Raw genomic sequence first — 13,318 nt, forward strand, 5'->3', positions numbered from 1 at the left:
CAGCCTTTGCGAGTACCCTACGCCCCCATGAGTTCCGCCACCTGGTCGAGCGAGCACCGGGGCCCCCTCACGGTCACCGATGACTTCGCCGTGCTCGACGACCCCGTCGAGCAGGCCGCGTTCACCCAGCCCGTGGACGGGGTGGACGCGCAGCGCGAGTCGGTGCTGGTGGTGCAGGGCATGTACTGCGCGGCCTGCGCCGACACCATCGAGTCCGCGCTGGACAGCGTGCCCGGCGTGGAACTGGTTCGCGTGCACGCCGGCACGCGCCGCCTCCAGCTGCGCTGGGACCCCGACCGGGTGCGCCTGTCGGAAGTGGCCCGGCGCGTGGGCGACCGCGGCTACCGCCTGCTGCCGCTGCAGCAGGCCCTGTCCATCGACGAGCGCCTGCGCGAGACCCGCCAGGCCCTGTGGCGCCTGTTCGTCGCCGGCTTCTGCATGATGCAGGTGATGATGTACGCGTGGCCCGCCTACGTGGCCGCGCCGGGCGACATCCCGCCCGACATCGAACAGCTGCTGCGCTGGGCCAGCTGGGTCATCAGCCTGCCGGTGGTGTTCTTCGCCAGCGGCCCTTTCTTCGAACGCGCCTGGGCCGATCTCAAGGCCCGCCGCGTCGGCATGGACACACCGGTGTCCGTGGGCATCCTGGTCACCTTCCTCGCCAGCTCGGCCGCCACCTTCGACCCCAGCGGCCCCTGGGGGCATGAGGTCTGGTTCGACTCGCTCACGATGTTCGTGTTCTTCCTGCTCGGCGGGCGCTACCTGGAGGCGCGCCTGCGCCAGCGCACGGCCGGCGCGCTGGACGCGCTGATCAACCGCCTGCCCGCCACCTGCGAGCGCGAGCGCGCGGACGGCGCGCGCGAAACCGTCTCGGTGCGCCGGCTGGCGGCCGGTGACGTGGTCTGGGTGCGCGCCGGCGAGGCCTTCCCTGGCGACGGCGTGCTGCTCGACGCGCGCGCCTCGGTCGACGAGGCCTTGCTCACCGGCGAGGCGCGCCCGCAGACGCGGCGCTGCGGCGATGCCCTGGTGGCCGGCAGCCTCAACCTCGCCGGGCCGGTGCGCCTGCGGCTCGACCGCGTGGGCGTGGACACGCGCTACGCCCAGATCGTGCGGCTGATGGAGCGCGCCGCCACCGACAAGCCGCGTCTGGCCGTGCTGGCCGACCGCATCGCCGGGCCCTTCCTGGTGCTGGTGATGCTGGCCGCCGCCGCCGCCGCCTTTGCCTGGTGGCAGGTCGATCCCTCGCGCGCCCTGGCCATCGCCGTGGCCGTGCTCATCGTCACTTGTCCCTGCGCGCTGTCGCTGGCCACGCCGGCGGCCATGCTGGCCTCGGCCGGCGCGTTGGCACGCCGCGGCGTGCTGGTGCGCCGCCTGCAGGCCCTGGAGTCCATGGCCTCGGTGAACGCCGTGGTGTTCGACAAGACCGGCACGCTGACGCGCGAGCACCTGATGCTGCGCGAGGTGCTGCTGCGCAGCGGCGCCGACCGCTCCCAGGTGCTGGCGCTGGCGGCCGCGCTGGCGCGCGATTCGCTGCACCCGGTGGCGCGCGCCGTCGCGGCGGCGGCTCCGCCGGCCGACGAGCCCCTGTTCGATTGGCACGAGGAGCCGGGGCAGGGCATTTCCGCGCGCCTGGCCAACGGTCGCTGGCTCAAGCTCGGTTCGCCCCTGTTCACCGGCGCCATGCCCGAGCACGACGCCGAAGGCCCGCGCACCTACCTGGTCGACGAGCACGGCTGGCTGGCCACCATCACCCTCAGCGAGGGCCTGCGCGAGGACGCGCGCGTGGCCGTGCAGCGCCTGCGCGCCCTGGGAATGCAGACATGGCTGCTGTCGGGCGACCGCGCCTCGCAGGCCCACCGCATTGGCCAGGCCGTGGGCGTGGACCATGTGCTGGCCGAGGCCACGCCCGAGCGCAAGCTGGCCGAGGTTCAGGCCCTGCAGCGCCAAGGCTGGCGCGTCGCCATGGTGGGCGACGGCTTGAACGACGGCCCCGTGCTGGCCTGGGCCGACGCGTCCTTCGCGCTCGGCCGCGCCGCGCCGCTGGCGCAGGCGCGCAGCGACGCCGTGGTGCAGGGCGGGCGCGTGATGGACGTGGTGGACAGCCTGCTGCAGGCCCGGCGCACGCGGCGCGTGGTGCGCCAGAACCTGGCCTGGGCGGCGCTCTACAACGCGGTCTGCGTGCCGCTGGCGCTGATCGGCTGGATGCCGCCCTGGCTGGCTGGCCTGGGCATGGCCGCCAGCTCGCTGCTGGTCATCGGCAACGCCTGGCGCCTGAGCCGCCCCGAACCCGCACCGAAAGGCTGAGTCGCCATGGATGTCCTGTACCTGTTGATCCCGCTGTCGGTCCTCATCGTCTTTGGCGTCATCGGCGTGTTCTGGTGGGCGCTGCAGTCGGGCCAGTTCGACGGCGTCGAGCGCGAAGGCGAACGCATCCTCCACGAGGAATGACACCGGCTTGACCTAGGTCAAGCCGGTCCGGCCGCCGGGCCGGGACACTCCCGGTGCAACATCGAGAGGAGTATCCGCATGGCCGTCAACAACAAGGCATCCGCCGACCCCACGGTCTACAACGACAAGGTGGTCAGGCAGTTCGCCCTGGCCACCGTTTTCTGGGGCGTGGTGGGCATGCTCGTCGGCGTGATCATCGCCGCGCAGCTCACCTGGCCGGCCCTCAACCTGGGCATCGAATGGCTCAGCTACGGCCGCTTGCGACCGCTGCACACCAACGCGGTCATCTTCGCTTTCGGCGGCTGCGGCCTGTTCGCCGCCAGCTACTACGTGGTGCAGCGCACCAGCCAGGTCCGGCTGTTCTCCGACGGTCTGGCCGCCTTCACCTTCTGGGGCTGGCAGGTGGTCATCGTGCTGGCGGCCATCACGCTGCCCATGGGCATGACACAGGGCAAGGAATACGCCGAGCTCGAGTGGCCGATCGACATCCTGATCGCGCTGGTGTGGGTGGCGTATGCGGTGGTGTTCTTCGGCACCATCGGCCTGCGCAAGGTGCGCCACATCTACGTAGCCAACTGGTTCTTCGGCGGGTTCATCCTGGCCGTGGCGCTGCTGCACATCGTCAACAGCGCGGCCCTGCCGGTGAGCCTCACCAAGAGCTACTCGGCCTACGCGGGCGTGCAGGACGCGATGGTGCAGTGGTGGTACGGCCACAACGCCGTGGGTTTCTTCCTCACGGCCGGCTTCCTGGGGATGATGTACTACTTCATCCCCAAGCAGGCCGAGCGCCCGGTGTATTCGTACCGGCTGTCCATCGTGCACTTCTGGGCGCTGATCTTTACCTACATGTGGGCGGGTCCGCACCACCTGCACTACACCGCGCTGCCTGACTGGGCGCAGTCCGTGGGCATGGTGTTCTCGCTGATCCTGCTGGCGCCCAGCTGGGGCGGCATGATCAACGGCATCATGACGCTGTCGGGCGCCTGGCACAAACTGCGCGACGACCCGATCCTGCGCTTCCTGATCGTCTCGCTCTCGTTCTACGGCATGTCGACCTTCGAGGGTCCGATGATGTCCATCAAGACGGTGAACGCGCTGTCGCACTACACCGACTGGACCATCGGCCACGTGCACTCGGGCGCGCTGGGCTGGGTGGGCCTGGTGACCATGGGCTCCATGTACTACCTGATCCCGCGCCTGTACGGCCAGAAGAAGATGTACTCGGTGCCCGCGATCGAGCTGCACTTCTGGATCGCCACCATCGGCATCGTGCTCTACATCGCCGCCATGTGGATCGCCGGCGTGATGCAGGGCCTGATGTGGCGCGCCGTCAACCCCGATGGCAGCCTGACCTACACCTTCGTCGAATCGGTCAAGGCGACCTTCCCCTTCTACGTCATCCGCCTGGCCGGGGGCTTGCTGTACCTGGCCGGCATGTGCGTGATGCTCTGGAACACGGTGATGACGGCGCGCAACGGCCGCATCGAGCCGGTGCGCATTCCGGCCGCCCAACCCGCCCACGCCTGAGGTGAATCGCATGTCGCAACAAGACAAACCCACCGGCTTCACGCACGAGCGCATCGAGACCAGCAACTTCCTGATGATCGTGCTGATCGTCCTGGTGGTCTCGGTCGGCGGCCTGGTCGAGATCGTGCCGCTGTTCTTCCAGAAATCCACCACGCAACCGGTGGAAGGGCTCAAGCCCTACACCGCCTTGCAGCTCGCGGGCCGCGACGTGTACGTGAAAGAAGGCTGCTACAACTGCCACTCGCAGATGATCCGCCCCTTCCAGGCCGAGACCCTGCGCTACGGCCACTACTCGGTGGCCGGCGAGTTCGTCTACGACCGCCCCTTCCAGTGGGGCAGCAAGCGCACCGGCCCCGACCTGGCGCGCGTGGGCGGCCGCTACAGCGACGAATGGCACCGCATCCACCTGAACAACCCGCGCGACGTGGTGCCCGAGTCCAACATGCCGGCCTACAGCTGGCTGGAGAAGAAAACCGTCGACGCCGCTGGCCTGCCGGCGCGCATGAAGGCGCTGCGCACCCTGGGCGCACCCTACAGCGACGAGGAGATCACCGCCTCCAGCGAGGCGGCGAAGGGCAAGACCGAGATGGACGCGCTCATCGCCTACCTGCAGGTGCTGGGCACCGCCTTGAAGTAAGGAGAGGCTGCCATGGACATCAACACCCTGCGTTCCATCGTTACCGTCATCAGCCTGCTGGTCTTCCTGGGCATCGTGGCCTGGGCCTGGTCGCGCCGCAACCGCGAGCGCTTCGACGAGGCGGCCCGCCTGCCGTTCCAGGACGAATGAGCCACCCCCACACACGGGAACCATCATGAGCGATTTCACCAGCGACTTCTGGTCCATCTACGTCGGCGCCATCACGGTGGTCAGCATCCTGGCCTGCGGCGTGCTGCTGTGGGTGGCCGGCACCACCAAGGTCAAGCCGGGCCAGGACAACACGACCGGCCACGTGTGGGACGGCGACCTGCGCGAACTCAACAACCCGCTGCCGCGCTGGTGGGTCTGGCTGTTCGTCATCACCATCGTTTTCGCCCTGGCCTATGGCCTGCTGTACCCCATGTACGGCCGCTACGCGGGCGTGCTGGGCTGGACGTCCAGCGGCCAGCACACCGTCGAGGTGCAGCGCCACCAGGAAGCCATCGCGCCGCTGTACGCGCAGTTCCACGACCAGCCGCCCGAGCGCCTGGCCGGCGATGCGCAGGCCATGGCGATCGGCGAGCGCCTGTTCATGAACCAGTGTGCCCAGTGCCACGGCTCGGACGCGCGCGGCTCCAAGGGCTTCCCCAACCTCACCGACGGCGACTGGCTGCACGGTGGCGAGCCCGCGGCCATCGAGACCACCATCACCCAGGGCCGCCACGGCGTGATGCCGCCCATGGCCGCGGCCGTGGGCAGCGCCGACGATGTGCGCAACGTCGCCCACTACGTGCTCAGCCTGTCCAACAGCCCGCACGACCGCGTGCGCGCCTCGCAGGGCCGAACCAAGTTCGCCGCCTGCGCGGCCTGCCACGGCATGGACGGCAAGGGCAACACCGCGCTGGGCGCGCCCAACCTCACCGACGGTGTGTGGCTGCACGGCTGGGGCGAGGAGGCCATCGTGCGCGCCATCACCAACGGCATCGACAACCGCATGCCGGCGCAGAACCAGCTGCTCAACGCCGACCAGATCCGCGTGCTGACGGCCTACGTGTGGGGCCTGTCGAACCGGCCCGCCAAACCCTGAGGACCCGGCGGCGGCCCGCGCGTCGGGCCCGCCAGACGACATGAAGACCATTCCGATCCAGCCCGCGCCGCCCGGCGACGACGAGGAAATCGTCGTTTCGCTCTATGCCGCGCAGGAGAAGATTCAGTCGCGCTCGGTCACTGGCGTGTTCGCGCGCTGGCGCTGGTTTTTCGTGTGGGCCACGCAGCTGGTGTTCTACGGCCTGGCTTGGCTGCCCTGGAACGGCCGCCAGGCCGTGCTGTTCGACCTGGAGGCGCGGCGCTTCTACCTGTTCGACCTGATCCTGTATCCGCAGGACTTCATCTACCTCACCGGGCTGCTGGTCATTTCGGCGCTGGCGCTGTTCCTGTTCACGGCGGTGGCCGGGCGCCTGTGGTGCGGCTTCACCTGCCCGCAGACGGTGTACACGGAAATTTTCATGTGGATCGAGCGCCGGGTCGAGGGCGATCGCTCCGCGCGGCTGCGCCTGGACGCCGCGCCCATGAGCGCGGCCAAGTTCGGCAAACGCGCGCTCAAGCACGGGCTGTGGGGCGCGCTGTCGCTGTGGACGGGCTTCACCTTCGTCGGCTACTTCACGCCGATCCGTGAGCTCGCGGGCCTGGTGGCCAGCCTGTCGCTCGGGCCCTGGCAGACCTTCTGGATCCTGTTCTACGGCCTGGCCACCTACGGCAACGCGGGCTTCCTGCGCGAGCAGGTGTGCAAGTACATGTGCCCCTACGCGCGCTTCCAGAGCGCCATGTTCGACCGGGACACGATGATCGTCACTTACGACGAGGGGCGCGGCGAGCCGCGTGGCGCGCGCAGCCGCAAGGCCGACCCCAAGGCCCTTGGTCTGGGCAGTTGCGTGGATTGCACCCTGTGCGTGCAGGTCTGCCCCACCGGCATCGACATCCGAAAAGGCCTGCAGTACGAGTGCATCAGCTGCGCCGCCTGCGTGGACGTGTGCGATGAGGTGATGGACAAGGTGGGCTACCCGCGTGGCCTGATCCGCTTTGCCACGCAGAACGGTGTCGCCAAGGGCTGGAACCGCGCGCAGATGCTGCGCCGCGCCCTGCGCCCGCGCGTGCTGGTCTACAGCGGCGTGTTGCTGGCGGTGTCGCTGGCGGTGCTGGGCAGCCTCTGGCTGCGCACGCCGCTCAAGGTGGACGTGATCCGCGACCGCGGCGCGCTGGCGCGCGAGGTGGAGCAAGGCCGCGTCGAGAACGTCTACCGGCTGCAGATCATGAATGCCACCGAGGTGGCGCAGACCTACGAACTGCGCGTGGAGGGCCTGCCGGGCATCGCCCTGGCGTCTGGCGATCGTGTGGAGGTGGCGCCCGCCGAGGTGCGCGCCGTCGCCGCGCGGGTCCAGGTGCCGCCCGGGGTGGCCGCGAGCGGCTCGCACCCCATCCAGTTCGAAGTGCGCGCCGCCCAGGACGAGCGCGTGCGGGTGCGTGAGAAGAGCACCTTCCTCGTTCCCCGATGACGCTTTCGCAGGAGACCCCATGAACCCCGATCCGATGAGCACCGACGCGCCCGAGCCCTGGTGGCGCGTGGGCCCCATGTGGCTGGTGGTGGGCGGGCCGCTGGTGGTGGTGGTGGCGGCCATCGGCACCGCCGTCATCGCCATCGAGGGCGCCGACCCGGTGCTCGACAAGGCCGCCTACCAGGCCACACTGGAGCAGGCACGCCGCCTGCAGGGCCCGCAGCGCGACGAGGCGCTGATCGGCCTGCAGCCCGCGCACCAGGCGCGCAACCACGCGGCCTCGCCCGTGGTCCGCGAGGGTGGCCACTGACATGGGCCGCCGCTGGATGTGGGTGGGCTGGCCGTCATTCCTGATGGCCGGCGTGTTGGAGATGCTGGTGTTCGCGGTGGTGGACCCGGGCGAGTTGCACTGGCAGGGCGTCGCGCTCGACTGGTCGCGCCCCGCCGTCTACACGGTGGCCTTCTTCGTGTTCTGGGCGGTGACGGCCGTCGCCTGCAGCCTGAGCCTGTGGCTGGCCTTGCCGCCGCAGGAAGCGCTCAGGAGCAGGTCTGCGGATTGACGATGCGCCGCAGCGCCTCGGTGTCCTTGATGTGCACGTAGCGCTGCTTGACGTCGATGATGCCGTCGTCGACGAACTTGGAGAAGGTGCGGCTCACCGTCTCCAACTTCATGCCCAGGTAGCTGCCGATCTCCTCGCGCGTCATGCGCAGGTTGAACTCGGACGGCGAGAAGCCACGCGCCTGCAGGCGCTGCACCAGGTTGAGCAGGAAGGCCGCCAGCCGCTCCTCGGCGCGCATGCTGCCCAGCAGCAGCATCACGCTGTGGTCGCGCACGATCTCGCGGCTCATGATGCGGTGCACGTGGTGTTGCAGCGGGGTGAACTGGCGCGACAGCTCTTCGACCTGGTTGAAGGGCATCACGCAGACCTCGGCGTCTTCCAGCGCCACCGCGTCGCAGGCATGGTGGTCGCTCACGATGCCGTCCAGGCCGATGATCTCGCCCGCCATCTGGAAACCCGTGACCTGGTCGCGCCCGTCGGCGGTGGTCACGCAGGTCTTGAAGAAGCCCGAGCGCACGGCGTAGAGCGAGGTGAAGCGATCGCCGACGGAGAACAGGGCTTCGCCGCGCTTGACGCGCTTGCGGGAGGAAATCAGTGTGTCGAGCTGGCCCATTTCCTCTGCGCTCAGGCCCATGGGCAGGCAGAGTTCGCGAAGGTTGCAGCTTGAGCACGCCACTTTGATGCGTTGCGCGTCCATGTGCGTCGTTCCTGAGTGCATGACAGGGAGCGAGCATACCCCTTTGGGTTCGGGATCACAGAGCCGCTTGACCAGGATCAAGGCGTCTGGGCCCGCCAGCCGGCACAGTGGGGCCATGCCAGAAGGACCCGCCGTGAGCCATGTGATCCCCGATGAACTGCTGCGTCGCTTCGACGTTCCGGGGCCGCGCTATACCTCCTATCCCACGGCCGACCGCTTCGTGGAGGCCTTCACCGAGCAGGACTACCGTCTGGCGCTGGGACAGCGGCGGGCCGGGTCGATGGCGCTGCCCCTGTCGCTGTATGTGCACATCCCGTTCTGCGAATCGGTGTGCTACTACTGCGCTTGCAACAAAGTTATTACAAAACACCATTCGCGCGGCGCCGAGTACCTGCGCCACCTCTCGCGCGAGCTGGACCTGCAGATCGAGCACCTGGGCGCGGGCCAGTCGGTGTCCCAGCTGCACCTGGGGGGCGGCACGCCCACCTTCCTGAGCGATGCCGAGCTGGAAGACCTGATGGCCATGCTGCGGCGCCACTTCGCGCTCGCGCCGGGCGGCGAGTACTCCATCGAGGTGGACCCGCGCACCGTGAGCGCCGAACGCCTGCGCGCGCTGCACCGCCTGGGCTTCAACCGCCTGAGCTTCGGTGTGCAGGACTTCGATCCCGCCGTACAGAAGGCCGTGCACCGCGTGCAGCCGGCCGAGCAGGTGTTCGCGCTGGTCGACGCGGCGCGGCAGATCGGCTTCGAGTCGGTCAACGTGGACCTGATCTACGGTCTGCCGCTGCAGACGCCCGAGTCCTTCCGGCGCACGCTGGCGCAGCTGCAGGCCCTGCGGCCGGACCGCGTGGCGCTGTACGCCTACGCGCACCTGCCGGCGCGCTTCAAGCCGCAGCGGCGCATCGTGGCGGCCGAGTTGCCGGGCGCGGCCGACAAGCTGGCCATGCTATCGGCCTCGCTGGACATCCTGCGCGCGGCGGGCTACGTTTACGTCGGCATGGACCACTTCGCCCTTCCCGACGACGCCCTGGCCGTGGCCAAGCGCCAGGGCCGGCTGCACCGCAACTTCCAGGGCTACAGCACCCAGCCCGATTGCGACCTCATCGCGCTCGGTGTGTCGGCCATCGGCCGGGTGGGCGCCACCTACAGCCAGAACGCCAAGACCCTGGACGAGTACGTGGACCTGCTCGACCAGGGCCGCCTGCCCATCGTGCGTGGCCTGGCGCTCACGCGCGACGACGTGCTGCGCCGTGCGGTGATCATGTCCCTGATGTGCCAGGGCGAACTGCAGTTCGAGGCCATCGACCTGGGGCACCTGATCGACAGTCGCCGTTACTTCGCCAACGAGCTGCGCGCGCTCGAGCCCTTCGTGGACGAGGGCTTGGTCACCATGGACGAGCAGGGCGTGCAGGTGACCGAAACCGGCTGGTACCTGGTGCGCGCGATCGCCATGGTGTTCGACCGCCACCTGCAGGCCGACCAGGACCGCGCGCGGTTTTCAAGGATTCTCTGAGCGCACCGATGTCCGGTTCACTGCTGATCACGGCGCTGCTCATGGGCCTGGTGGGTGGGCCGCACTGCATCGCCATGTGCGGCGCGGCCTGCGCGGGCATCGGCCGTGTGGCCGGCGAGCGCGGCACGCGCGCGCTGCTGGCGTTCCAGTTCAGCCGCGTCGCTGGCTACGCCAGCGTGGGAGCGCTGGCGGCGGGCTCGGTGCAGGGGCTGGCCTGGCTGGGCGCGCACACGCAGGTGATCCGGCCGCTGTGGACCATGTTCCACGTCGCGGCCCTGCTGCTGGGCGCCTGGCTGCTCTGGCGGGCGCGCCAGCCGGCGTGGGTTGACGGCATGGGCCAGGGCATCTGGCGCCGCGCGAAACCCGCCATCGCCCGCCTGGGCCCGCGCGCGCCCTGGGTGCTGGGCTTCGGCTGGGCGCTCATGCCCTGCGGTCTGCTCTATTCGGCGCTGCTGGTGGCCTCGCTCTCGGCCGACGCGGTGCAGGGCGCGGCGGTGATGGCGCTGTTCGCCATCGGCTCGTCCGTGTCGCTGTTCGCCGGGCCCTGGTTGCTGCTGCGCCTGCGCGAGGCGCGCTCGGGCGCCTGGGGCATCCGGCTCGCGGGGCTGGCGCTGCTGCTGGCCTCGGGCTGGGCCCTGTGGATGGGCATCACCCAACCGACGGGTCTGTGGTGCTTGTGAAGACCGCCGCCCGGCGTCAGGTCTTGGTACGGCTCGGGAGTGTGGCCAGCACCAGGCCCAGCAGAGCGATGCCAAAAGCCAGCAGCTGCAGGCCGCTGAGGCGTTCGCCCATGAAGACCACGCCAATGAGCGCCGCGCTGATGGGCAGCATCACGGTGAACACGCCGGCCTGCGAGGCGGGCACGGTCTTGAGCCCGGTCATCCACAGCCACACCGTCCACACACTGGCCGCCAGCGCGTAGAACACCAACAGGCCCCAGGTGGGCAGGGCCACGGCGCCGAAGTTGAAGCTCAGCGCGGCCCACACGCCCAGGGGCGTGACCAGCGCCAGCCCCCAGAGGTTGATGATGGCCGAGATGCGCTTGGGTCCCAGGCCCTCGGTGAGGCGCTTGCCGATGACCACGTAGGACGCCTCGCACACCACCGCTGCGAACACGAGCAGGTTGCCGAGCAGGGCCTGGGCGCCGCCCACGGCCGGGCCGGCGCCCTTGTCGAGCGAAAAGAGGCCGATGCCCAAGGCCGCGCAGGCGATGCCCGCCGCGCTGCGCGCGCCGATGCGCTCGCGCAGAAAGATGGCGCTGAGCACCGCCACCACGGCGGGAATGGACGACATCACCACGCCCGCGGCCACGGCGGTGGTCAGGCTCACGCCGTAGAGCATGCAGATGGAGAACAGGAAATTGCCCAGGAAGGACTCGAGGAAGAGCAGGGCGCGCGTGCGCGGGCTCAGGGGGGGCTCGTCGGCGGGCTTGCGCAGCCAGCGCCACATGGCCAGGGCGCCGATGCCGAAGCGCAGCCAGGCCAGCAGGAACACCGGAAACACCAGCACCAGGGGCTTGGACAGCGCCACATAGCTGCCCACGAGCGCCATGCTCAGGGCCAGGCAAGCGTAGGCCGTGGCACGGTGAAGGGAGGTCACGGGAAAAGTGTGGGCGGGGGCGGGGTGGTCCGCATCATGCCTCAGCCACTGGCGTGGGTTTCGGGATGAGGAATTTGCTTTTCACATCAAGAAAATGTGGAATGCTGCGTCGCGGAAAAATTTCTTGATATGGGAAATTGAATTTCGTATTGAAAAAATCAATGAAAATTTCATTGATTTATAAGAAGAAAATTTTTGTCTTGTATAAGACATAAGAGACGATTTAAGTCTTCTACAAGACTTAGAGTCATGTCCAACGGCAACGCCTTTGCCGCGAACGCCGCCCCGGTACCCATCAACCCCCCCAAGGAGTGTCCCCATGCCCCAGTCCCTCACCGAACAGCTCAGCCGCGCGCAACAGATCGAAGCCCTGGAGAAAGACTGGGCGACGAACCCGCGCTGGAAAGGCGTCAAGCGCGGCTACAGCGCCACCGACGTGGTGCGCCTGCGCGGCAGCATGCACATCGAGCACACCCTGGCCAAGCGCGGCGCGGAAAAGCTCTGGGAAAAAATCAACGGCGGCGCCAAGAAGGGCTACGTGAACGCCTTCGGCGCGATCTCCGCCGGCCAGGCCATGCAGCAGGCCAAGGCGGGGCTGGAGGCGGTCTACCTGTCGGGCTGGCAGGTGGCGGCCGACGGCAACACCAGCGAAACCATGTACCCGGACCAGTCGCTCTACGCCTACGACTCGGTGCCCACCATGGTCCGACGCATCAACAACACCTTCAAGCGCGCCGATGAGATCCAGTGGGGCCGCGGCATCGAGCCGGGCAGCAAGGAGTTCATCGACTACTTCCTGCCCATCGTGGCCGACGCGGAAGCCGGCTTCGGCGGCGTGCTCAACGCCTTCGAGCTGATGAAGAACATGATCGCGGCCGGCGCCGCCGGTGTGCACTTCGAGGACCAGCTGGCCGCCGTGAAGAAGTGCGGCCACATGGGCGGCAAGGTGCTGGTGCCCACGCAGGAAGCCATCGAAAAACTGATCGCTGCACGTTTCGCCGCCGACGTGATGGGCGTGTCCACCATCGTGCTGGCCCGCACCGACGCCGAGGCAGCCAACCTCATCACCAGCGACCACGACGCCAACGACAAGCCCTTCCTCACCGGCGAGCGCACCCAGGAAGGCTTCTACCGCGTCAAGAACGGCCTGGAGCAGGCCATCAGCCGCGGCGTGGCCTACGCGCCCTACGCCGACCTGGTGTGGTGCGAGACCGGCACGCCCGACCTGGGCTTCGCGCGCGAATTCGCGCAGGCCGTGCACGCCAAGAGCCCGGGCAAGCTGCTGAGCTACAACTGCTCGCCCTCGTTCAACTGGAAGAAGAACCTGGACGACAAGACCATCGCCCGTTTCCAGGACGAGCTCTCGGCGCTGGGCTACAAGTACCAGTTCATCACCCTGGCCGGCATCCACATCAACTGGTTCAACACCTTCCAGTTCGCCCACGCCTACGCCCGCGGCGAAGGCATGAAGCACTACACGGAGATGGTGCAGGAGCCCGAATTCAAGGCGCGCGAGCAGGGCTACACCTTCGTGTCGCACCAGCAGGAGGTGGGCGCGGGTTACTTCGACGACGTGACCACGGTGATCCAGGGCGGTTCGTCGAGCGTGAAGGCGCTGACGGGCTCGACGGAGGAAGAGCAGTTCCACTGAGCCGGATCCACGGATCGCGAGGACACTCGAGGAGACAGGGCCGCCCTTCGGGGCGGCCTTTTTGCTGGGGGGCGGACAGTCGGCCGCCCGGCGGTCCGATCCGCCAGCCGCTCCGCTGTCTGCCAGGGGGGCTT

14 protein-coding genes are annotated in these 13,318 nt (G+C 68.7%); 12 read left to right on the forward strand and 2 right to left on the reverse strand.

Annotated elements, in window-relative coordinates; all coding sequences use genetic code 11:
• The first annotated feature begins 27 nt into the window (after nucleotides 1-27).
• The 9 genes from BHU06_RS14670 (at nucleotide 28) to BHU06_RS14710 (ending at nucleotide 7,724) form a co-directional block, all read left to right on the forward strand.
• Nucleotides 28-2,304, forward strand: coding sequence for a cation-translocating P-type ATPase (locus BHU06_RS14670; RefSeq protein ID WP_070399955.1), 2,277 nt, complete (start codon nucleotides 28-30; stop codon nucleotides 2,302-2,304).
• A 6-nt stretch (nucleotides 2,305-2,310) separates the two neighbouring features.
• Nucleotides 2,311-2,448 (forward strand): cbb3-type cytochrome oxidase assembly protein CcoS, encoded by a 138-nt coding sequence (ccoS, locus tag BHU06_RS14675; RefSeq protein ID WP_070399956.1) that lies wholly within the window; start codon nucleotides 2,311-2,313, stop codon nucleotides 2,446-2,448.
• A 78-nt stretch (nucleotides 2,449-2,526) separates the two neighbouring features.
• Complete coding sequence (gene ccoN, locus BHU06_RS14680; protein ID WP_070399957.1) at nucleotides 2,527-3,975, forward strand: cytochrome-c oxidase, cbb3-type subunit I; 1,449 nt, start codon at nucleotides 2,527-2,529, stop codon at nucleotides 3,973-3,975.
• A gap of 10 nt (nucleotides 3,976-3,985) precedes the next feature.
• Nucleotides 3,986-4,612 carry a cytochrome-c oxidase, cbb3-type subunit II gene (gene ccoO / locus BHU06_RS14685; RefSeq protein ID WP_070399958.1) on the forward strand — a complete coding sequence of 209 codons (627 nt, stop codon included), beginning with the start codon at nucleotides 3,986-3,988 and terminating at the stop codon, nucleotides 4,610-4,612.
• Nucleotides 4,613-4,624: 12 nt separating this feature from the next.
• Nucleotides 4,625-4,762, forward strand: a complete 138-nt coding sequence (locus BHU06_RS14690) for a cbb3-type cytochrome c oxidase subunit 3 (protein ID WP_070399959.1) — start codon at nucleotides 4,625-4,627, stop codon at nucleotides 4,760-4,762.
• A 25-nt stretch (nucleotides 4,763-4,787) separates the two neighbouring features.
• Nucleotides 4,788-5,699, forward strand: coding sequence for a cytochrome-c oxidase, cbb3-type subunit III (gene ccoP, locus BHU06_RS14695; protein WP_070399960.1), 912 nt, complete (start codon nucleotides 4,788-4,790; stop codon nucleotides 5,697-5,699).
• A gap of 40 nt (nucleotides 5,700-5,739) precedes the next feature.
• Nucleotides 5,740-7,164, forward strand: a complete 1,425-nt coding sequence (gene ccoG / locus BHU06_RS14700) for a cytochrome c oxidase accessory protein CcoG (RefSeq protein WP_070399961.1) — start codon at nucleotides 5,740-5,742, stop codon at nucleotides 7,162-7,164.
• Between the two features lie 19 nt (nucleotides 7,165-7,183).
• Nucleotides 7,184-7,474 (forward strand): hypothetical protein, encoded by a 291-nt coding sequence (locus BHU06_RS14705; protein WP_070399962.1) that lies wholly within the window; start codon nucleotides 7,184-7,186, stop codon nucleotides 7,472-7,474.
• A gap of 1 nt (nucleotide 7,475) precedes the next feature.
• Nucleotides 7,476-7,724: a hypothetical protein gene (locus BHU06_RS14710; protein ID WP_070399963.1), complete on the forward strand. Its 249-nt coding sequence runs from the start codon at nucleotides 7,476-7,478 to the stop codon at nucleotides 7,722-7,724.
• Here the strand turns inward: BHU06_RS14710 and fnr are convergent.
• The gene (gene fnr, locus BHU06_RS14715; protein ID WP_070399964.1) at nucleotides 7,702-8,421 is read right to left on the reverse strand and encodes a fumarate/nitrate reduction transcriptional regulator Fnr; all 720 of its coding nucleotides are present in this window, start codon (nucleotides 8,419-8,421) and stop codon (nucleotides 7,702-7,704) included. The two genes, BHU06_RS14710 and fnr, sit on opposite strands and share 23 nt — an antisense overlap.
• Nucleotides 8,422-8,536: 115 nt before the next feature.
• Here fnr and hemN point away from each other — a divergent pair, with 115 nt between their 5' ends.
• Together hemN and BHU06_RS14725 are read left to right on the forward strand one after the other, a co-directional pair.
• A complete protein-coding gene (gene hemN / locus BHU06_RS14720; protein WP_070399965.1) occupies nucleotides 8,537-9,934 on the forward strand; it encodes an oxygen-independent coproporphyrinogen III oxidase in 1,398 nt (465 codons plus the stop codon).
• Nucleotides 9,935-9,942: 8 nt separating this feature from the next.
• Nucleotides 9,943-10,614, forward strand: a complete 672-nt coding sequence (locus tag BHU06_RS14725) for a sulfite exporter TauE/SafE family protein (protein WP_070399966.1) — start codon at nucleotides 9,943-9,945, stop codon at nucleotides 10,612-10,614.
• 16 nt (nucleotides 10,615-10,630) lie between these two features.
• Here BHU06_RS14725 and BHU06_RS14730 read toward each other — a convergent pair whose 3' ends face one another.
• Nucleotides 10,631-11,533 (reverse strand): DMT family transporter, encoded by a 903-nt coding sequence (locus BHU06_RS14730; protein WP_083293251.1) that lies wholly within the window; start codon nucleotides 11,531-11,533, stop codon nucleotides 10,631-10,633.
• Nucleotides 11,534-11,852: 319 nt separating this feature from the next.
• On the opposite strand from BHU06_RS14730, the gene aceA reads away from it, so the two are divergent.
• Nucleotides 11,853-13,184 carry an isocitrate lyase gene (gene aceA / locus BHU06_RS14735; protein WP_070399968.1) on the forward strand — a complete coding sequence of 444 codons (1,332 nt, stop codon included), beginning with the start codon at nucleotides 11,853-11,855 and terminating at the stop codon, nucleotides 13,182-13,184.
• The last annotated feature ends 134 nt before the right edge of the window (nucleotides 13,185-13,318 follow it).

The sequence above is a fragment of the Hydrogenophaga sp. PML113 genome, from assembly GCF_001777155.1.
GTDB classification, from domain to species: Bacteria; Pseudomonadota; Gammaproteobacteria; order Burkholderiales; family Burkholderiaceae_C; genus Hydrogenophaga; species Hydrogenophaga borbori.

What these genes read in the sequence shown, in the direction of transcription:
- aceA (WP_070399968.1), top strand. Translation starts at nt 11,853, where the DNA reads ATGCCCCAGTCCCTCACCGAACAGCTCAGCCGCGCGCAACAGATCGAA.
- ccoG (WP_070399961.1), top strand. Translation starts at nt 5,740, where the DNA reads ATGAAGACCATTCCGATCCAGCCCGCGCCGCCCGGCGACGACGAGGAA.
- BHU06_RS14670 (WP_070399955.1), top strand. Translation starts at nt 28, where the DNA reads ATGAGTTCCGCCACCTGGTCGAGCGAGCACCGGGGCCCCCTCACGGTC.
- ccoO (WP_070399958.1), top strand. Translation starts at nt 3,986, where the DNA reads ATGTCGCAACAAGACAAACCCACCGGCTTCACGCACGAGCGCATCGAG.
- BHU06_RS14705 (WP_070399962.1), top strand. Translation starts at nt 7,184, where the DNA reads ATGAACCCCGATCCGATGAGCACCGACGCGCCCGAGCCCTGGTGGCGC.
- fnr (WP_070399964.1), bottom strand. Translation starts at nt 8,421, where the DNA reads ATGGACGCGCAACGCATCAAAGTGGCGTGCTCAAGCTGCAACCTTCGC.
- ccoN (WP_070399957.1), top strand. Translation starts at nt 2,527, where the DNA reads ATGGCCGTCAACAACAAGGCATCCGCCGACCCCACGGTCTACAACGAC.
- hemN (WP_070399965.1), top strand. Translation starts at nt 8,537, where the DNA reads ATGCCAGAAGGACCCGCCGTGAGCCATGTGATCCCCGATGAACTGCTG.
- ccoS (WP_070399956.1), top strand. Translation starts at nt 2,311, where the DNA reads ATGGATGTCCTGTACCTGTTGATCCCGCTGTCGGTCCTCATCGTCTTT.
- BHU06_RS14725 (WP_070399966.1), top strand. Translation starts at nt 9,943, where the DNA reads ATGTCCGGTTCACTGCTGATCACGGCGCTGCTCATGGGCCTGGTGGGT.
- ccoP (WP_070399960.1), top strand. Translation starts at nt 4,788, where the DNA reads ATGAGCGATTTCACCAGCGACTTCTGGTCCATCTACGTCGGCGCCATC.
- BHU06_RS14690 (WP_070399959.1), top strand. Translation starts at nt 4,625, where the DNA reads ATGGACATCAACACCCTGCGTTCCATCGTTACCGTCATCAGCCTGCTG.
- BHU06_RS14710 (WP_070399963.1), top strand. Translation starts at nt 7,476, where the DNA reads ATGGGCCGCCGCTGGATGTGGGTGGGCTGGCCGTCATTCCTGATGGCC.